This window comes from Pedobacter sp. SYSU D00535, assembly GCF_017355855.1.
Lineage (GTDB): Bacteria > Bacteroidota > Bacteroidia > Sphingobacteriales > Sphingobacteriaceae > Desertivirga.
Map to the genome: position 1 here is coordinate 212521 of NZ_JAFEWD010000001.1, position 21273 is coordinate 233793.

Below are 21273 nucleotides of genomic sequence, written 5' to 3' on the forward strand. Positions count from 1 at the left end.
ATGAAGATATTTTATTCCATATTGATGGCGCTAAGCATCTTATCGCTATCCTCCTGCGAACTTAACGAGGTGCCGGTAGATACGGCGACAAACCAAGCCATCTTTGGCTCTGAAAGTGGCATGGACCTGTACGTAAACTCGTTCTATAATATCTTGCCGAACCCCGATGTAGGGGTATTTCAGGGCGACGACGTTTCTGATATCGTTGCCAGAAACGGCGTGGATAACCTACTCTCGCCAAATGCACTTAGTCCAATTACCAGCTCCGGATGGAACTGGTCTGACCTCCGCAACATCAACTACTTTATTGAGAATGCGGAAAAAAGTAGCGTGGCTAATAAGAACAACTACCTTGGCTTAGCACGTTTCTTCCGTGCCTTGTTCTACTTTGACAAAGTAAAGCGGTTCGGAGACGTACCATGGATTGACAGAACCATCGAGGTTTCTGATAGTCCGACCTTGATGGGGCCACGGAACAGTCGCTTCGAAGTGATGGACAAGGTGCTTGCTGATCTCGATTTTGCGATTGAAAATATCTCCCTTACTGCTGACCCCAGCTGCACACGGATCACCAAAAATGTGGCGAGGGCTTACAAGACAAGGATCTGCCTCTACGAAGCCTCTTTCCGGAAATACCACACCTCCTACAATCAGCAATCCGCGGCAGCGCGCTGGTATAATGAGGTCGTTCAAGCTGCAAATAACATCAGCGGATTCAGCCTTCACCAGGCTGCTTCGCCAGACAGGTCTTACCGCGAGCTTTTTATTGCGAGAACACCCTACGCGGACGAGACTATTCTGGTAGTGGTGCTTAGCGCCAATCTGCAGGTTTACAGCTCTGCTAATCGCAGATTTATCAGTCCCACCTATGGCAACCGCCCCAGCCTTACGCGCCGTTTTGTAAATACTTATCTTAAACTCGATGGAACCCCCTTCACGGCCGATCCTGCTTACGCTACCACACAGTTTGTAGACGAAGTAAAGAACCGCGACCTCCGCCTGAAACAGACGATACGTGCTGAAGACTACCGCCGTACCGAAAACGGAGTTCCCGTTATAGCTCCTCCCAACTTTAGTCAAACTTTCACAGGTTACCAGCCTATCAAGTGGACGTATGACGAACGGTTCCCATATGATGATGAGAGCAGGAATGACAACGCCCATGTGATCATGCGCTGGGGCGAAGTACTGTTGAACAAAGCGGAAGCATTGGCAGAGCTCGGGCGGATGACAAATGCTGACTGGGCTTCCACCATCGGAGCCCTGCGAAGACGGGCAGGCATCACCGGACCGACATTAACCAACATGCCAACTGTTGCGGATCCATACATGGTAAACTTCTACCGGGGCAAGTTTACCGATCCGGTATTGCTGGAAGTATTGCGCGACCGGGCGATCGAGCTGGGATTTGAAGGTCTGCGCCCAAGCGATCTGATAAGATGGCGGCTCGGAGAACTGTTCGAAGAGGCTCCTATGAACGGCATCTATGTGCCTGCCCTCGGGGAGTATGACCTTAACGGAGATGGCATCAAAGATGTTTATTTCTACCAGGGAACAAAACCGACCTCCAGCTCGCCTGGAATTGCATTTGTAGATGTGAGTCCTTCCTCAGCAGCAGGAAGACTGCAGTTGTCGAACGGCACCTCTGGAGAAGTAGTGTTTAACCCGGGGGTACGTGATTGGGAAGACAAGAAGTACTTATACCCAATCCCTCAGAACGACCGTACGATGAACCCCGCCCTTGGACAAAACACCGGATGGGAGTAACAGGCAGGTAATTAGATTAGAATATGCTAAACGACAAGATGGAACGCTCAAATTTTTGTAATCTTTACTATATATCAGAAATGAAACCACCTATTTTCTTAATCTTTTCTTTGCTGCTGCTGGCTTCAAGCCTCTTTGCGCAAACAAAAAATACTGCCGGGATAAAAGTGGCCAGCTACAACCTGCGCATGGATACGCCGAAAGACAGCATGAATGCATGGCCCCTTCGAAAGGAAAATGTAAAACTCCTTATTCAATACCACGGCTTTGATATTGTAGGAACGCAGGAAGGCTTTCACCACCAGGTAACTGCCCTTACCGAAATCCCTTACTTTGCCTATTTCGGTGCAGGCCGGGACGACGGCAAGCAGGCAGGTGAGCACTCGGCGATCGTTTATCGGAAGGATCGTTTTGCACTGCTTGATTCCGGAAACTTCTGGCTTAGGGAAAATCCTGAGCAACCTGGAAAAGGTTGGGACGCTACCTGCTGCAACAGAATTTGCTCCTGGGTGAAGCTTAGAGATAAGAGTTCTAAAAAAGACTTCTACGTTTTCAACGCACATTTCGATCATCAGGGGGTTGTTGCACGCAGGGAATCCGGAAAGTTAATGGTTTCGAAGATTAAAGAGATCGCGAAAAACAGTCCTGTGATTTGTATGGGCGACTTTAATTCTACGCCTGAAACTGAACAAATTAGGACGCTGGCAGCTACACTTCAGGATAGTTACACTGTCACTAAGCTGCCGCCGTACGGACCTGTAGGAACATTCAACGGCTTCCAGCTTTCCGCTCCAATGAAACACCGGATAGATTACATTTTTGTTAATAAGGACTTCGAAGTGTCAAAATACGCGGTCCTTACTGATTTAAAGGATCAACGCTATCCCTCAGATCACCTTCCGGTAGTAGCAACACTCGACTTTGTCCGTTAAGGCTTCTTTTGTTGCAACATGGTTGATAGACCCAAAAAGCTCTCTGGAATTGTTTAATTCCAGGGAGCTTTTTGAGGTTTAACCGAGTCTGCTCAGCTACCGCCCCTTCTGGTCTGATTCGTCCGGATCGAAATGCTCGGAATAAAAATACTTTCGCTCTTCGCATGGAAGAAAAGGAGTTTTATCGCAGACATATTTTAGCAGACCAACGACTGTGTGATTCAGAGGTAAAAATGCGAGTTAGATACGGCTGGGAGAGCTCCAGCTTATGCAAAACATGACGAGCGCTAAGGAAATCTTGCCACACGGAAACCTCAGTAATTTCCCAAAAACAAAAACAATGCTTTTGAGACGAAGGTTCACATTTCCATGAATGTATTAACAACACAATCAGGACTCATTGCTGCCTGTCTACTTACTGTAAGCTTAACGGTAAGTTGCGGCGGGTCGGATAAAAAACAAATAAAAAGCGGTGCAGATACTGTAGCCACTATAGCCCTGGCGACAGGTGAAATTACCCTACCGGAGCCTGACACCACAGCCTCAAAAACAAAATACTCCGAAATCATCGGCTGGCCGGAGGGCAGGACGCCTGTAGCACCCGAGGGATTTAGCGTCACTCGTTATGCCGACGGCTTCCAGAGTCCCCGCTGGATTTACCAGGCACCCAACGGCGACATCTTTATCGCGGAAGCGGCAACCGAACACACCCTGAAGAAAAGGGCTAAAGATATGGTGACGGGTAAGGCTAAATCGCAACAACAGGAGGGCAGTGCTAATCGTATCACCCTGCTAAGAGACGCGAACCAGGACGGTAAGCCGGAGCTCAAAACAATCTTTCTGACTGGTTTGAAGCAACCTTTGGGGATGCTGATCCTCAACAACTCCTTTTACGTGGCCAATACCAACGGTGTGGTTCAGTATCCCTATACTCCCGGGCAGACCAGGATGACAGCGAAGGGAAAAAAGATTCTGGAGCTGACCGCAGATGGCTACAATAACCATTGGACGAGGAATCTCATTGCAAGTCCCGATGGCTCGAAGATCTATGTTTCAGTAGGTTCAGCCTCCAATTACGGAGAGCATGGAATGGAGCATGAGATCCGGCGGGCCAATATCCTGGAGATAAACCGCGACGGTACGCAGGAGAAAGTGTTTGCCAGCGGACTCCGCAACCCGGTGGGGATGGATTGGTACCCCGGCAGCAATACACTTTGGACTGCCGTGAACGAACGGGACGGACTTGGAGACGAGCTGGTGCCGGATTACCTGACGAGTGTAAAGGAGGGTGGCTTTTATGGCTGGCCATATGCCTACTTTGGCCAAAACGAAGACCCAAGGCTGAAAGGAGTACGACCCGACCTGGTCAAAAAAACGATCGTACCGGACGTAGCGCTGGGCTCGCATACCGCTTCATTGGGTTTGGCTTTCTATGATCAGAAGGCATTCCCTAATAAATATCATAATGGAGCGTTCATCGGACAGCACGGCTCCTGGAACCACTCGCAGCTGGTTGGCTATAAAGTTGTATTTGTTCCCTTTAGGAACGGAAGGCCCGCTGGCAAACCTGAGGATTTCCTCACAGGATTTGTCGCCAATCAGGAAGACGGTAAAGTCTACGGACGTCCGGTTGGAGTCGCCGTTCTCCGGGATGGCTCCCTACTCGTCGCCGACGATGCTTCAAATGTTATCTGGAGAGTAGCGGCAGAAAAAAAATAAGGGGTCACACCGTCGATAGTACCTTATCGGATCCCGTTTTTTTTTACGGGCGCAAGTAGACGCCTGTTGAAGGAACTGCCGTACTGAGTAGAGCAAAGCTAATGAAACTTATCCTCCCGGCATCTTAACCGGGAGGCAATTCCGGGAAGCTGGCGAAGCTGGAGGTCATTCACCCAAACAGGAAGCCCAGCAACGATGAGCAGTGTCACCTCTGCTCGTCCTGAACTAAAAAGCGAAGGAGGAAGTCTTTTTACGGTTCAGATGAATAGTAGGAACTGTAACCGCTCTTAATCACTTAAGGTATTACCCTAATTTCTCACTTACCCCGCCTACTTTACACACTTTAAGTAAACTTATCAGCCTGTCTAACAGGAGAAGCAGTTATTGCTATTTTCGGGCTTTCTCACCTGGAAACAAAAACCACTCATTTAAAACAGAAATCAGTTTCGGTGGTAGTATTATTAGAGCTCAACATAACCAAGATAAACCTAATTCCTGATTATTGTTTGACCCATCTGTCCTTTTTATAGTTCTCTCTATTTGAAAAACAACACGTTAAAGAAAGGAGGTGATTGATTAGTATACCTGTTATTAATTCCTTTTCTGCTATAACATCTAATTACCAATAAAAATTCTGGCTATGGAAACAAAACGACTTTTTCAAGTATTTCCGGTACACCAAGTTCCCTGGAACGTATTCATTTTAGTCCTCGCTCTTTCACTCTCCTCAGGCGGCAGCTTGCTCGCCTCTAACCCACCAACTATTCTTATAACCTCAAAAGCTGACATCACCGTAAGTGGTACCGTTACCTCTGAAACAGGAGAAACTCTGCCTGGCGTTTCAGTCAGGGTAAAAGGAGGTTCTGCAGGAACGAGCACGGACGCCAATGGGCGATTTTCTTTAACGGTTGATGAAAATGCGATCCTTATTTTTTCCTATATCGGCTTTACCACACAGGAAGTGTCTGTCGCCGGGCGCTCCTCTATCAACGTGGTTCTGGTAGAATCCAGTACTGACCTCCAGGAAGTAGTTGTTATAGGCTATCAGACCGTGAGGCGGCAGGATGTAACCGGCGCCACCGGGACGGTGAACACCCGGCAGACGGAGCGGTTGGTATCACGCTCCCTTCCGGAGAACCTGCAGGGAATGGCCGCTGGCGTTAACGTTCGCACGGGCGGTTCGCCTGGTCAGGAAGCAGTAGTGAACATTCGTGGGATCGGGACCTTCGGGAATACCAGTCCCTTGTACGTTATTGACGGGATGTTTTCTGATCCCAATACAACCATTAATCCCAATGATGTAGAGAGCATTCAGATTCTGAAGGATGCTTCGGCTGCGGCAATTTACGGCTCGAGGGCGGCAAATGGCGTAGTCCTCATCACTACCAAGAAAGGAAGGGAAGGGGCTCCGCAGATTACCGTCAGCACCAGGAACAGTATTTCCGAGATTCCCAGAAGATATGACATGATGAATGCTGCCGAGTATGTAGCTACCAATACCCGCGCATTTAATGCCTCCGGGGAGCCCTTACAGCCGGGTATTGCCGCTTATAACGGCGCCGTCAATACTAACTGGGCCGATGAAATCCTTCGGACCGGCGCAGTACAGGATTATAATGCCACTATTTCCGGCGGAGGAGCCAACTCGAGGTACCTGCTGTCAGGGGGGTACTTTAAAGATAAAGGAACCTTAATAGGCAGGGATTTCGATCGCGGTTCTTTCCGGATTAACACGGAAGCGACCAGGGGCAAATTTAAATTCGGGGAGAACATTGGAATTTCAACCTCTACTCTTCGTACTCCTTTCCAGGGAGGCTTTGCGGAAGGGAATCCCTGGTATGACGTTTGGAGCAGCATCCCCATCCTGCCCGTCAGAAGCGATGCGTTCGTAAGTACCGGGAATCCAGGAGGTTGGGGATATGGTTCTACAGAGTTTGTAAACACGTTTTCAAGGAATCAGGTCGCAATCGCTGACATTACTTCGATCAAAAACAACTTCGCCAAGCTCTTGGGAAACGCGTTTTTACAGTATGATATTTTGGAAGGTCTTACCTATAAATTCAACGCCGGACTTGAAACCAGTTTTGATAAGTCGCAGGCTCTGCGGAAAGAAGGTTCCTGGTATCAGAACCAGTCGCCCGACTTGAGCCGGCTCACCGATACCCGCTCCCAGTACCTGAGTTACCTCTTTGAGCACACATTGAACTTTAGCTTAACGAGGAGTCGTCACACACTGAACGGGGTGGTCGGCTACACGGAGCAAACCAATCAGCGCGACAATACCATTGGCAGCGGATCGAGACTGTCTCAGTTCGGCGGCAATTACTTCACCACCTTAAATACCACCAGCGGAGTTCCTGGCGACAGGACCGCCTCTGGTACCCGGTTTAGATCGTACCTGACCTCATTCCTCGGTCGACTGAACTATAACTTCGCCGACAGGTACCTTGCCACCTTTACGTTCCGAACCGACAAGGATTCGAGATTTTCACCTGAAAACAGAATCGGTACTTTCCCATCTGTCGCCCTCGCATGGCGCCTCTCCAACGAGAATTTCTTTAAGGTGGACTGGATTTCGGATCTGAAAATCCGAGGATCATGGGGGATGCTGGGCGTAAACACGTTGTCAGAATATCAGTATTTTGCTTTCCTTAACCAGGGTCCCAGCGCAGTGTTTGGTCCAGACCAGCAAACCTTTCCAGGAGCAACACAGGCACGCCTTGCTTACGAAGATCTGAAATGGGAGGAGAAAGAAACGACGAACCTGGGTCTGGATGCCACCATACTCGATAACCGTTTAACGCTGGCTATCGATGTATTCCGGTCGATTTCAAGAGATGTATTGGTAGGGCAGCCCTTGCCACGTTACCTGGGCAACCTGCAGGGCGACCCCATTGTGAATTTCGCCTCTGTACGTAACCAGGGACTTGAGTTTGAAGCAGGTTTTCGCCCCAGAACTAGTCCCGCCGGGTTCACGTGGGATTTAGGAGCCAATTTTAGCATCATCAGAAATGAAGTACTTGGCTTCGGAAACCTCGGTGTTGATCCCATAACCGGGCAGCCCCGCACCTACATCACGTCAGGGAACACGCGCACCCAGATAGGACGCTCCATTGGTGACTTCTTTGTATTAAGGACCAACGGTATCTTTCAGAATCAGCAGGAAATTGCCGCTCACCGGGCGCAACAGGCTTATGCCCAACCTGGCGACATCCGGTACAGGAATCTGGTGGATGGCGGAACGAATGATGATATCAATGACGCCGACCGGGCTTTTGCCGGTTCCCCCTGGCCGAAGTTCACCACTGGACTCCAGTTCAATTCATCTTTCAAGAATTTCACGCTGGGATTACAACTCTACGGTGCTTTTGGGCAGAAGATCTATAACGATGTACGAAGGGAACTGGACAGCTTCGGAAACTCGAATTACCGCAGGGACATTGATCCCTGGACGCCTGAAAATCCCAACGCAGAAGATCCTCGACTGGGATATCAGTTTGCTGCTGGTAACGCCAATCGTGGTCTGAACGAAAATGCCCGCGACGATTCTGACAGATGGATAGAAGATGGTTCTTTCTTACGGCTGCGGAATCTGGAGCTCGGCTATCTCATTCCCGAGAGATTGGTCAGCCGGGCCGGTGTCCGGAATCTCAGGATCTATGTAAGTGCGCAGAACCTGTTCACGCTCACCAAGTACACTGGTCTGGATCCCGATATTGTTGGAGCGAATGCAAACTCTAATTCGATTGATAACCCTCCAAGAACCACGTTGGAACCAGGTGTAGACACAGGGAACTACCCGGCTTCGAGGATCATATCGTTCGGTTTAAACGCGGGGTTTTAACTCCCTAATGGAAATCGGTTATGAAAAGATTAATAATACTATCTCTAATACTTATTGCCCAGCTTGGCTGTAAGAGAGATTTTGACGAGATAAACCCCAACGCCCCTACGATAGCGAGTTTCTGGAAGACTTCGGACGACGCGGTACGAGGTGTAAATGCGGTCTACGGTACTTTCTATCGCACACCAGCGCTCTACTCACGCTGGATGTATTACCACGGAACGCTCAAGTCTGATGAAGGATTTGGTTCAGGCGGAGACGGAGGACTGAACAATTTGATGCGCTTTAATCAAACGAATTACGACGATCCCTTAACTGCCCTGACCTGGGAAACGCTGTTTGTAGGCGTCTTCCGGGCTAACCAGGTAATTGCCAATGTTCCGGTTATACCTATGGATGAAGGCTTGAAGAACCGCGTAATTGCAGAGGCGAAGTTTCTAAGAGCCCTGTTTTATTTCAACCTCGCCTTATACTATGGCAGGCCCCCGCTGCTTCTTGCACCCTCTACAACCAACGATACCCCTCCAAACGCGACTACAGCCGAAGTCTACGCGCAGGTGGCCAAAGATCTCACGGAAGCTATTCCTGATCTACCAACTACCTACGCCGGAAACGACCTGGGAAGGGCCACGAGGGGTGCCGCTTATGCTTTACTGGGCAAGACCTATCTGCAACAGAAATTGTATCAGCCTGCGCTTGATGCATTTGCCTGGCTTGTAACTGGCCCGGGCAGCACTCTCTACCGCCTGACACCCAATTACAGAGATAACTTTGTGATAACCAGAGAGAACAATGAAGAGTCGGTATTTGAAGTTCAGTTCAACATAAACCTGACCGAGAATACAGACGATGACGTCGATGAAAGCCGGGTGAACAACACAGGAACCTCCATTTCGCAGTTTTTTGCTCCTCCAGGTGTTGGTTTTAACGATGGCGCCGCCAGGCGGTGGTTAATAAACGAATTCTTACAGGAAACGACGGCAACAGGCGGAAGGGACCCCAGGTTGGAAGCTTCATTTATTTTTGATTTTACTAATCCTGCAGGTCCGGCTGCAACCATGGTATACGGACAAAGCTTTGCAAGTCGATACGGCAATGGTCCAAATGCAAATGGCGTATGGTTTCGGAAGCTATTGAATGATCATTGGAAGAATGAGGAAGGCTTCAGGTCGCCAAACAACTACCGCTTGATCAGGTATGCAGATGTTTTACTGATGTATGCTGAATGTCTGAACGGACTGAATCGCACTCCCGAAGCCTATGCCTTTGTGGATGAAGTGCGTACACGTGCAGGCTTGCGCCGTCTGAGTGTTACCCGTCCGGGCCTTAACGCGCAGCAGTTTTTGGCACAGCTGAAACATGAACGGATAACGGAGTTGGCAGGAGAGGGCTGGCGCTGGGCCGACTTACAACGCTGGGGCGATCTTAGTCCCGCTCTGGCTGCCCGCGATCCCGAATTTGCGAATTTTGTGGTTGGGAAACATGAATTATATCCGATCCCACAAACAGATATTGACCTCAATCCCAATCTGACCCAAAATCCCAATTACTAAGAGCAGCCGTCTCCTGCACATTATGCCGGGAGACGGCTCTTCTGTTTAAATAAACGGAAGGACTATTTATGATCATAGCTGATAACTTAAAACGCCGATCAATGTATACCTTGAGTCTCTTCTTTTTTCTTGTGGTATCAGTGACAGAAATCCATTGCGGAAAATCAGGTGGTGCAGAAGGGGAAGCACCTGCACCGGTGATCGAGCAGTTTACCAATCCCTTGCAGAACGGTGCAGATCCCTGGGTATATCAACACGGTGACACCTATTACTATTTGCAGACTACCGGAAATTCTGTGAGGATATGGAAGACGGACGCCATCTCAGAACTGGCTTCTGCGCCCTCAACAGTAGTATTTAGTCCGCTGGACGGCGCTCCTAATTCGCGCAACCTCTGGGCACCTGAATTACACCACCTCGACAATAAGTGGTATATCTATTATACTGCGGGCGATGGTCAGGACACCACTCAACGTACCTGGGTACTTGAAAACAGTAGCGTTGACCCGACCTTGGGAAACTGGATAGACAAAGGTCGCATCTATAATGCAAGTGCCGATTTTTGGGCTATAGATGGAACGGTCATGGAGTACCAGGGGAGACGGTATTTTATTTGGAGCGGCCGCCCACGAGCTGCTATCGATCTTACACAGAATATCTATATATCTGAAATGGTCAATCCCTGGTCGCTTAAAGGGGAGACTATAATGATCAGCCAGCCAGAATTCGATTGGGAAAGGAACGGGTTTGGAGTAAATGAAGGGCCGCAAGTATTAAAAGGGCCGCAGAACACATATTTTTTGACCTACTCCGCCAGCTACTGTGCTACAGACGACTACGTCATGGGGATGCTGAGCCTGAAGCCCGGAGGTGATCCTTTGCAACGAACCGACTGGATAAAGAAAAGTGCGCCGGTATTTGTCAAAAAGCCACAAAACAATGCCTATGGTCCTGGCCATAATTCATTCTTCAAGTCGCCGGATGGGAGAGAGAACTGGCTCATCTATCACGCTAATTCAAACACAGGAGAGGGCTGCGGCAATCAACGAAATATCCGGATACAAAAGTTCAGCTTCCATGCCGATGGAACTCCCAATTTCGGAGAACCGGTTGCCACGGGGTTGAAAATTGCCAAACCATCGGGAGAGTAACATCACCACCTAAGCGATGGGGTGTTGTGTGAAGGTAGTAGGGTTTGCCAAGACCTGAACTCCTGCCTCCCATTTTGAACTTGGCGACTGTCGCGAGGTGTTCTCTTTCAGTCTGAAATACACAAAATAAAAACATTATCCCTCTAGAGCGATTAATAAAGCTGGTAATTTATTTGAATCATGCTCTATTTACGAAAAACTCTCATTTTATTATTTGTATCAGTATTCGCTTTAACGTCTTGTAAAAAAGATGATGATGGCCCCGCTACCAGTAACCTGCTGGAACAAGGCAGATGGCGGGTAGCTTTATTCGCTCAGGGGGGAGTTGACAAGGCAGCCTTTTTCAACGACTATGAGTTTCGCTTCGGCGATAATGGTGTAGTGACAGCCAGCAAATCGGGCGCAAGCACTGTAACCGGAAGCTGGATCGTCAACGACGAGGATGATGACGAGATCGAGGTAATCTTCAACTTTGGTTCCACTACGGGCTTTAATGGGTTGAATGAAGACTGGAAAGTGGTCGAAAGAACAAGTTCGAGAGTTCGCTTTGAACACAGTCGCAGCAACGGCACTGACCTCCTGACGTTGGAAAGATTCTAACTATCCGATACCGGTTGCTCGCCAGCCGGTATCGTTTTTCTTCTATCACCATTTCCTCCCGACACCTATTCCAGGAAGTTTTTTCCTATAGTTAACAATTCGCTTTACAATTGGCAGGCAGCGTTAACTGGCCTTGTTTTTAATGGTATTTTTATCAGGAATTAAGGAGCGACCACTACCTCGTCCTGACTATCTACCTATGAAAAACCTTTTCAAACTATTTGCCTCCTTTTTGTTGTTGGTCAACGGCATCTGTGCGATGTATATTGGCTGGGAGTTGGTTTTATATCCCGACGGCAGTACGCTGCAGCTTCCACTAAGTTTGTTGAGCAACTCACCTTTCCAAGACTACTTGTTACCGGGTATCTTTTTATTTACGACTAATGGGCTTTTCAGCTTCTTTGTCCTCGGAACAATGCTCGTGTGGCCGCGCAACTCGCCTAAGCTGATCATTTTTCAAGGAATCGTTCTGACGATTTCGATGTTAGCACAAAGCCTGTACCGGGGGGAGCTTAATTTCCTTCAGCTACTTTACCTCTTCAGCGGACTATTATTGATTCTTTCCGGCTTTGTAATTAAACGAATAGAAGAAAAGGAGTTTTTGCGCAGGCATATCTTTAGTAGAACGCACAGCCTGGCCTGAGCGATAGGACGACAACACCCAGGTTTGCCTGCACCAATCAGCAGAAGCTAAAATAACAAGAATAGGTCTATTACTCAGGACGCGAGCAAGGCTAGCCACTTCGAAGCAAACGAGCCATAATACCTCGGGTTGCCCTTGAAAAACATTCCTATTTGGTTTGGGTTCTTGAGTAAGAATGACCAACTACCCATGACAGGAAGAAAGAATGTTTTACAGTCGGTTGCCCGCACCGGTTTTTTTACCAAGGGGCTCGTTTATTGTCTGATCGGGCTGCTCGCCTTTATGTCGGCGTTTGGGCTTAAGGGACAGCGGGTGGAGGACAGCGACCGTTCAGGGGTTTTCAATCTTATTCTCGACCAACCGCTGGGGAAAGTTATTCTGAGCTTGATTGCTGCCGGATTACTCTGCTATAGTGGCTGGCGTCTCCTGCAGGCCTTCCTAGATACGGAACAGAAGGGAAACGATATGAAGGGACTAGGAAGCAGGGCAGCCTATTTATTCAGCGCACTCAGTTATCTTTTGTTCGCAGTACTGGCTGCGTCATCGGTCCTTGGATCTGGAGGGAAAAGCTCGGGAGGAGGTTCCTCTGGACAAACGCTTGCACAAAAAGTACTGGAGCAACCCGGGGGGCAGTGGTGGTTACTATTGATAGCCTTGTTTTTTGTAGGATTGGGGCTACACCAGCTATGGTATGGCAATTCCGAAAAATATAAAAAATCGCTGGACGTAAGAGCGCTCGATGAGAAAGCCTCTGCATCATTACTGAGGGCGGGCAAGATCGGGCACATCGCCCGCGGAATCGTATGGCTGATCATCGCCTTTTTCTTTTTCAAGGCAGGGATCCATCAAAATGCTGCCGAGGCCGGAGATACAACCAATGTATTCCGCTTTGTCTATGACAGTCCCTACGGGAAATACCTCCTTGCTGCTTTAGGCGCAGGCTTGGTTTGCTATGGCGTCATGAACTTTATTCGTGCAGTTTTTGAGCGGCTGAATACAGGACGAACCTGAGGGTGGGAGAGTGTGTTACTAAGGCTAAGTAATTCCTGTGGTTCCTTTCGTTGCATTCGTGCAGATTGCAGGCACTGAACTAAGGCGAATTGATGTCTGGTGCGAGCTTTATTGAGCAAAATCAAAAAACAGAAAAGATATAATTGATGCTAGTCTGTAATATTTTTGCTATATTTAGGTACCCCATTAACCAATTGTAATACGAATATTCAGGTGCGTAACTCTAAAGTAATAGGTGATGACGATCAGGCTCTGTGGAGTAGCTACAGAGGTGGAAATGCTACAGCCTATAATGCGCTCATAAGGAAGTATTCTAATCTATTATTCCGCTATGGTATTCGCTTCGTTCCTGACAGAGACTTCGTAAAAGATTGTATCCAGGACGTGTTTTTTGAGCTGTGGAACCGTAGAGAAGCTATTAATCCGACCGGCTCCGTCAAATCTTATCTCCTGAAGGCGTTACGATTAAGAATCTTCAGGGAAAAGGCTAAATGGACAACATCAGAGACATTGGACGACGACTATTGTTTCGAGATTGAGTTCAACGTGGAAAGTAAGCTCATCGAAAGTCAGACGACCGAAGAAATGAGATTAAGAATGGCCGATGCTTTGAATAAACTTCCTAAAAGGCAAAAAGAAATTTTATACCTCCGCTTTTACGAGGGCCTGGACCATGAACGAATTTCCCAGGTAATGGGCTTAAATAAGCAGTCTTCCTATAACCTGCTCCACGAAGCAATCATGCAATTGAAACATATCTGGGTTGGACAATTGGTTACACCCGCCCTTTTTATACTGATTATGTAAATTAAATTTATTGGCAATCAGCTATTTATAATATTTTTTATTTTTTTTCTCTCTTCTACCAGTAGATTCTCGCACTTTCTGAATAATACTTTTAGCTAACCCCTAAAAGCCTAAATGTGAAAGAGTATACCGATTATGAACTGATAGATTTTATATCAGATGATTCCTTTGTAGACTGGGTTACTAATGACCCTTCCAGCCAAGATGACTTTTGGTCGCAATGGCCGTTGAAGTATCCGCACAAAGCCGACATCTACCATCAGGCAATTGAGCTGGTATCCTCCTTACATGTCAAGCCCGTTACTGCCCTGAGTGAGACAGAGATCACGGAGCTAGTTCAGCAAATTGAACGTAAAATACATGAAGCAAGTATTGAGGAAACGAACGTCAGACAGCTTCCCTGGTATCAGAAGAGCTGGATGAAGATGGCAGCTGCCGTTTTAGTGATAGCAACTGTGGGGACGATGCTCTATAGGGGCTATGTCGAGTCAGTCCATCCGAAAGTGGCAACCAAGGTTTCTCCCTACAGGGAAGTATCCAATCCGGGTATCATTCGTCTGCCCGATAATAGCACGGTCATTTTAAGGCCTGGAAGTAAAATCAGGTACGCTGACAGCTTCACTTCTTCCAAAAGAGAGGTATATCTGGAAGGAGAGGCCTTTTTTGAAGTTACAAAAGATGCTCGCCGACCCTTCATTGTAAGAACCGAAGAACTGATTACCAAGGTGCTAGGTACCAGCTTTTCCGTGAAAGCCTATAAGAACGATAAAGCCTTCAGTGTAAAAGTGAACACCGGAAAAGTTTCTGTCTTTGCGAAAAAGACAGGCTCAGAGAAGGAGTTTCTGTCGCAGAACCTGGAAAGCGGCGGCGTGCTGATCACCCCCAACCAGGAGGTAACATTTCATCGCCAGGAGACCCGCCTGGTTAAAAAGAGACTTGAAATTCCGACAGACCTCTCCATCGAGGTAGCTGAAGAGAAGCTGGAGTTCGTGGATACACCATTTTCTCAGGTGATTACTGCGATCAATAAGGCCTACGATATCCAGATAAAATACGACGAAGAGAAAATAGGCAACTGTCCGTTAACGGCGTCCCTCTCGAGGCAGCAATTGTATGAAAAGCTTGACTTAATCTGCCGTGCGGTGGAGGCCAGCTACAGTATTGAGAATGGAAATATAGTAATCAAGGGAAAAGGCTGTAATTAACCAACCAAAAAAAATATATGAGATAGAGACAACTAAAAAAACCGGCAGTGCTGGAACACTACCGGAAAGAACTTCGCCCATCTTCTGCTTGCAACGTTAGAATGGGCTTTATTGAACTAACTAATAATTCAACCTCTTAAATTATGAAAAAAAAACGTTTACATGTACTTATCATGCAAATTACTTTTCTCCAGATAGCTATCAGTCTCTCCCTGATGGCGAGTGCTATAGCGAAAGATAGTAAAGCACAACTGGCGTTAAAAACCAGCGTGACCATTGATGTTAAGTCCGAAAAGTTTAGTAAAGTACTAACTTCACTTGAGCAGCAATCCAAGATTTCGTTTATATACAGTTCAGCAATTATTAACTCAGACCGGCGCGTCTCGATATCGGTCGTGAACAAGTCCCTCGAGACCGTATTGAAAGAACTACTGCCCCCCCTGAACCTAAGCTACCAGGCCTCGGGAGATGTAGTACTGATAACAAGAAGATCAAAAGACAAGTCCGAAATAGCGTCCGCTCCACTGTCCATCGTGCGGGTTACGGGAAGGGTAACTGACGAAAAAGGGGAAGCATTGCCGGGGGTAAGTGTAAGGGTAGTGGGAACCAATTCGGGTACCGTTACGGATATAAATGGTGTTTATTCGATATCCGTGCCGGATGGAGCTTCAATAACCTTTAGTTATATAGGCTTTCAAAGTCAGACGGTTGCAGCTAAAGAAGGTACGCTAAATATTGTGATGAAACTGGATGAGCTGGGCACCAAGTTAAATGAGGTAGTGGTTGTAGGCTATGGAACTCAGAAACGTTCGGACATCACCGGATCGGTAGCTTCAGTACCTAAGGAGCGCCTGTCTAAATTGCCTGTCAACAACGTAATGCAGGCCATTCAGGGAGCCGTTGCCAATGTAACCGTCAATCAGGCTTCATCCATACCGGGTGATGCTCCCTCTGTTCAGGTGCGAGGTAGAAATTCAATCACTGCCTCATCTTCTCCATTCATTGTAGTAGACGGGATTCCCCTGACGAAAACAGATGGATCTATCAACGATATCAATCCTAATGACATTGAATCTGTCGAAATCCTGAAGGATCCATCCTCTGTAGCTATCTACGGGGTGAACGGATCGAACGGAGTGATTCTTATTACGACGAAACGGGGTACAACCGGTAAACCAGTAATCCGCTACAGTACTTACGCAGGCGTAGAAAATGCAACGGATGTCCTCGAGGGTGTGTCGGGTGAAGAAATGCTCGCCAGGTACAAAGAGTATGCACGCATTAACCAGCTTCCTTTGTACAATGGAGGTCCTGTCAGAAACGAATATGAATTTGAAAACTATCAGAATGGTGTTACTACGGACTGGATAGACGCTGTTATGCGACAGGGCGTGAACCAAAATCATAATTTAAGCGTCAGCGGCGGCAGCGAAACCGCAAAATACTATGTGTCGGGGGATTACATGTCCCAAAAGGGAGTAATACTGGGATATGATTATAAGCGATATGGCTTCCGCGTAAATACAGATATCAAGCCTACCAGTTACATCACCGTCGGTACCTCTTCCTTTATGACCTACCATAATCGGGATGGCGGTCGCGCTCATCTTCAAAATGCCATGGCCATGAGTCCTTATGCGAGAATGTATGAGGCTGATGGGAGGCTTACACAACATCCGATGAGAGGAGAACAGCTATGGGCCAATCCTTTGCTTCCTACGACCATTAATCCGCTAAGACGCTCCTTCAATATGACCTTGAACGGCTATGGGGAGTTAAACCTCGGAGAGCTAGTGAAGCCGCTCAACGGGCTGAAGTATCGGTTCAACGGAGGTTATACTTATTTTCCGGGACGTGAGAATTTGTACGAAGGAAAGTCGGTCTATAATATGACCGGTTTTGCCAGATTGATTAACACGGAATCTCAAACGTACACCCTGGAGAACATCCTTACCTATAACAAAGACATCGGTAAACACCACTTTGACTTCACGGGCTTATATGCTGCTAAACAAAAGTATTATCAGAGCGTTACGGCCGAAGGTTCTAACTTCCCAAATGACGATTTGGAATGGGGTAATATCAACGGTGCCGCTACGCAGGTAACCCGTTCTTTTGCAGATAAGTATAACACGATTTCTCAGATGGGTCGGCTAAACTATGGTTTTGACAGCAGGTATTTGCTAACCCTTACAGTACGCAGGGATGGTTCTTCCGTATTCGGGCGGAATAACAAGTACGGTACCTTCCCGGCAGCAGCTGTAGCCTGGAATATTCATAATGAATCATTTATGAAGCCTTTGGGAAATGCTGTGAGCAATTTGAAGCTGCGGGTGTCTTATGGTCTGGCAGGTAACGAAGCAATTAATATTTATGAATCCTTGGCCCTGTTGAATACGAATGGCTTGGCAATGGGAGGTCAGTCGAGAACTGCTCTTGAAACACGAGCCCTTATGGGTAATGCCAATCTCCAGTGGGAAAAGGCCAGAAGTTTCAATACCGGTTTAGATTTCGGCTTCCTGAACAACCGCATAAGCGGATCTGTCGATGTATATAAAACAAACACCTATGACTTGCTGCTGAATCAAGCGCTGGCAAGAATAACTGGTTATGAGCGTGTTATTTCGAATATTGGTAAGTTATCTAATAGTGGTGTGGATTTGACTTTAAATAGCCGAAACTTCACGAAGAAAGATTTTACCTGGTCGACAACCGCTGTATTTGCTACCAATAGAAATAAAATTGTTAGTCTTTATGGCGACGGGCGGGACGATATAGGGAACAGCTGGTTTCTAGGCCAGCCCGTAGGCGTAATCTACGATTATACTTACCTGGGTATTTGGCAACAGGATGAAATCGATCAAGGATTGCACACCAACTGGGATGCCAACGCCAAGGCTGGTGATGTGAAGTTGGCAGACATCAATAAAGATGGTAAGATAGATGCCACAAACGACAGGACGATTCTTGGACAAACATCACCAAAATGGACCGGGGGGCTCACCAATACATTTACTTACAAAAACTTCTCGCTGAACGTCTTCATCAATACGGTGCAGGGTGTTTTAAGAAATAACTCACAGATCAATGCTGCTTCAGATGAAATGGGGCGCCGGAATGCTCCTGCCGTCATTGGTTATTGGACGCCTGAAAATAAAAGCAATGAGTGGCGTTCCTTGCATAACCAGTCAAACAGATATAATTATCGATTCGCTTCGGATGCCAGCTTCACCCGGTTAAAAGACGTAACGCTAAGTTATGATTTACCGAAGTCGCTAATGACGAGAATTGGAATTAGTGGTATTCAGGTGTACGCAAGTGGTCGTAACCTGTACACCTGGACGAACTGGATAGGGTGGGATCCTGAAGCTCGTGATATTAACCGGGGCTCGGAGAACGACAATTTAAACTATCCAATGGTAAGAAGCTTTGTATTTGGCGCTAACGTTAATTTTTAATCCTAAAGACATTTATTATGAAATATACAACATATATATGTGCTGTTCTTGCTGGCGCAACCATGACAGTGACGTCCTGCAAAGAAGATTTTCTGGAAGAAAGGCCCTACTCTAATTATAGTACTGGAAACATTAGCAACTCTACGATCGAAGCACAACTCGTCGGCTTGCACCGAAATTACGCCGACCTCTGGGGACAAAGCGGAGAGCAAGGATTTACATCGGCATGGCAGATCGGCATGGATATCACCAGCGCCGGGGCCACTCAGGGTGTAGAGAATGGCTTTTATCAGTATGCCACTTTAAATGCAGAGAATGCCGCTGTTAGTTACCTGTGGTCAAGGTGTTACCGGTTCATCAACAATGCCAACATCATTATCGCAGCAGCAGGAGACAACAATAAGCCAGCAAACGCAGAGGCTCGCTTTTTTAGGGCGTACGCCTATAACATCCTGGTCACCTTGTGGGGCGATGTGCCGCTATTGACTGAACCTATCACGGTTCCGACCTTTAACCTTACCCGTCAGAAGGTGGTAGACATCGATAAAGTAATTGATGAAGATTTGACCTACGCTGTAGCCAACCTTCCTGATGCCGGCAAGGCTCCAACGGAGAGCCGGATTAATAAGGATATTGCACGTCAGTTAGCAGCAGAAGCTTATTTGCGAATGGGTATGCGCGACAATTCCTATTTTGCCAAATCCGAACAAATGTCTACAGACATTATCAACAACACCAGGTATAAACTGATCGAAGCGAGATATGGAAAGTTTTTAGGCGAGGGGGGAGATTACTACCGGGATATGTTCCGTTTTGGTAACCAGCGTTACTCGCAGGGAAATACTGAAGCGATCTGGACCTTCGAAATGGAATACAATCGGAACGTACCAAATGGAACTATTAACTCGCCTCAGCAACGCCGGGTTTGGCAGCCGGGGTACCATAACTGGTCGGAGATGGTGAATGCAGACTCCTTAGGCGGTCGTGGAAACGGACGTCTGCGTCTGAGTAACTTTATGAAGTATACAGTTTGGAAAGGTCTGGAAGGTGATATTCGTAACAGTAATTACAATATCCGCCGTACCACCAATTATAACAAACCAGGGGTGAGCACATTGATCGGCATTGATAAAGACGGGTTTCGGGTAGCGGCGAACTCTCCTCTGGCTGTAAGTACAAGAACGATAAAAACAGGAGATAAAGTCATTCCATTCCGTGCTGACAGCCTGGTAACCTGGTATCCGTATCCTACTAAATGGGGCGGTTATGATCCAACCGACGACTTTGGCTTTGCGGTAGTGAAAGACTGGCCGGTAATGCGTTTGGGTGAAACTTACCTGTTACGTGCCGAAGCGCGCTTCCGTCAGAATAACAATGCAGGAGCAGCCGACGACATCAATAAATTACGCGATCGGGCTTTCAAACAGGCACGAATCACACAGGGCAACCCAAACCTCGGAAAAGTAAGTGCAGCAGACATTAACATCGATTTTATTCTTGACGAGCGTGCACGTGAATTGATTGCAGAAGAAAATCGTCGTATGACACTGGTGCGTACCGGTAAACTAAAAGATCGGATCGCTAAGAACGGAGACACCGGTCCGGCGGATAAAGTCACTACCGGCTTCCAGGATTACAACGTGCTGTTACCGATCCCACTGAGTGAAATTCTTCTTAATAACAAGGGAGGACAATCTTCTTTAATTCAAAATACCGGCTACGGTCAAAATTAGTACTAAGCACATCAAAAGAAGCCGCTTCATGATTTGAAGCGGCTTCTTTGGTTAATGATCACTCTAAGTTGCGATAACCACAAATGAGTTTCAAAGAAAATGGCTAATCCTTAAATAGCTTTTTATACCACAGCCACTTCCTTTGTCCTCCTGAATTCGTTTCAGGATCCCTTGCTTATCGTTACGTTGCCAATTCATCTGATATATTCGCAAGATCAAGGTGTCATGCTACTGGAACCTTACCACTAGCAATCCCTGTTGCACGGCCGACTTGGCTCAACGCTTTGCACCTAAAACTTCCCGGAATAAATACTACCATTGAAAAATGTAACTAAGCTTTTTTAACTTTGCGATTACATAAAAAATCCCTTTTTAATCATTTTTTAACCTTAGAATCCTACTTTTGTCCCATTGACAGATGATTCTATCCAGAAGTTTCCATAAATACACTGCATTCTTCCTGCTGCTGATATTCTCGGCGGTGCAGGTTATTCAGTGCCTGCACCACCATGCAGAGGAGAATCATGCTGCGTTTTCTGTAAAAGATGATCATCATTCCTCTGGTGCGCAGTTCCACATAGCGGATGTGAAATGTGAACTTTGTGACTATTTGCGCGATCATCAGCCACGTTGCTTCTTCCCGAAACAGCCGCCGTTCGATGTCGTCTTTAACATTCCGCCCCGAACACCTTCCGCTTCATTTACCGAGAGTTTGTTCGAACGTGCCGTCCATACCTGGACGAATAAAGGCCCCCCTGTAAGTTAATTCTTCTTCTCGCAGGTTTCCCTGTGATACCTAGTTCATCAGACTCATCGTCTTTTGAACTGCCTACGCGTTTTACCACGCTTT

14 protein-coding genes are annotated in these 21273 nt (G+C 47.2%); 13 read left to right on the forward strand and 1 reads right to left on the reverse strand.

The window, feature by feature from the left end:
• The 13 genes from J4N23_RS00760 (at position 1) to J4N23_RS00820 (ending at position 20423) form a co-directional block, all read left to right on the forward strand.
• Positions 1-1767, forward strand: coding sequence for a RagB/SusD family nutrient uptake outer membrane protein (locus J4N23_RS00760; protein WP_207425097.1), 1767 nt, complete (start codon positions 1-3; stop codon positions 1765-1767).
• An 80-nt stretch (positions 1768-1847) separates the two neighbouring features.
• Positions 1848-2699, forward strand: coding sequence for an endonuclease/exonuclease/phosphatase family protein (locus J4N23_RS00765; protein WP_207425098.1), 852 nt, complete (start codon positions 1848-1850; stop codon positions 2697-2699).
• A gap of 369 nt (positions 2700-3068) precedes the next feature.
• Positions 3069-4418 (forward strand): sorbosone dehydrogenase family protein, encoded by a 1350-nt coding sequence (locus J4N23_RS00770; protein ID WP_207425099.1) that lies wholly within the window; start codon positions 3069-3071, stop codon positions 4416-4418.
• A gap of 640 nt (positions 4419-5058) precedes the next feature.
• Positions 5059-8262: a TonB-dependent receptor gene (locus J4N23_RS00775; RefSeq protein ID WP_207425100.1), complete on the forward strand. Its 3204-nt coding sequence runs from the start codon at positions 5059-5061 to the stop codon at positions 8260-8262.
• Positions 8263-8282: 20 nt separating this feature from the next.
• Complete coding sequence (locus tag J4N23_RS00780; RefSeq protein ID WP_207425101.1) at positions 8283-9815, forward strand: RagB/SusD family nutrient uptake outer membrane protein; 1533 nt, start codon at positions 8283-8285, stop codon at positions 9813-9815.
• 101 nt (positions 9816-9916) lie between these two features.
• Complete coding sequence (locus tag J4N23_RS00785) at positions 9917-10966, forward strand: family 43 glycosylhydrolase (protein ID WP_207425102.1); 1050 nt, start codon at positions 9917-9919, stop codon at positions 10964-10966.
• Between the two features lie 180 nt (positions 10967-11146).
• Positions 11147-11566, forward strand: coding sequence for a hypothetical protein (locus tag J4N23_RS00790; RefSeq protein ID WP_207425103.1), 420 nt, complete (start codon positions 11147-11149; stop codon positions 11564-11566).
• A 142-nt stretch (positions 11567-11708) separates the two neighbouring features.
• Positions 11709-12209: a hypothetical protein gene (locus J4N23_RS00795; protein WP_207425104.1), complete on the forward strand. Its 501-nt coding sequence runs from the start codon at positions 11709-11711 to the stop codon at positions 12207-12209.
• A 189-nt stretch (positions 12210-12398) separates the two neighbouring features.
• Positions 12399-13220 carry a DUF1206 domain-containing protein gene (locus J4N23_RS00800; RefSeq protein ID WP_207425105.1) on the forward strand — a complete coding sequence of 274 codons (822 nt, stop codon included), beginning with the start codon at positions 12399-12401 and terminating at the stop codon, positions 13218-13220.
• Between the two features lie 213 nt (positions 13221-13433).
• Entirely contained in the window at positions 13434-14027 is a 594-nt protein-coding gene (locus J4N23_RS00805) for a sigma-70 family RNA polymerase sigma factor (protein ID WP_207425106.1), read from the forward strand.
• Positions 14028-14143: 116 nt separating this feature from the next.
• Positions 14144-15232 carry a FecR family protein gene (locus J4N23_RS00810; RefSeq protein ID WP_207425107.1) on the forward strand — a complete coding sequence of 363 codons (1089 nt, stop codon included), beginning with the start codon at positions 14144-14146 and terminating at the stop codon, positions 15230-15232.
• Positions 15233-15375: 143 nt separating this feature from the next.
• Positions 15376-18690 (forward strand): TonB-dependent receptor, encoded by a 3315-nt coding sequence (locus tag J4N23_RS00815; protein ID WP_207425108.1) that lies wholly within the window; start codon positions 15376-15378, stop codon positions 18688-18690.
• A gap of 17 nt (positions 18691-18707) precedes the next feature.
• Positions 18708-20423: a RagB/SusD family nutrient uptake outer membrane protein gene (locus J4N23_RS00820; protein ID WP_207425109.1), complete on the forward strand. Its 1716-nt coding sequence runs from the start codon at positions 18708-18710 to the stop codon at positions 20421-20423.
• Between the two features lie 424 nt (positions 20424-20847).
• On the opposite strand, the gene J4N23_RS00825 is transcribed toward J4N23_RS00820, so the two are convergent.
• A complete protein-coding gene (locus J4N23_RS00825) occupies positions 20848-21045 on the reverse strand; it encodes a hypothetical protein (RefSeq protein WP_207425110.1) in 198 nt (65 codons plus the stop codon).
• Positions 21046-21273: the final 228 nt, after the last annotated feature.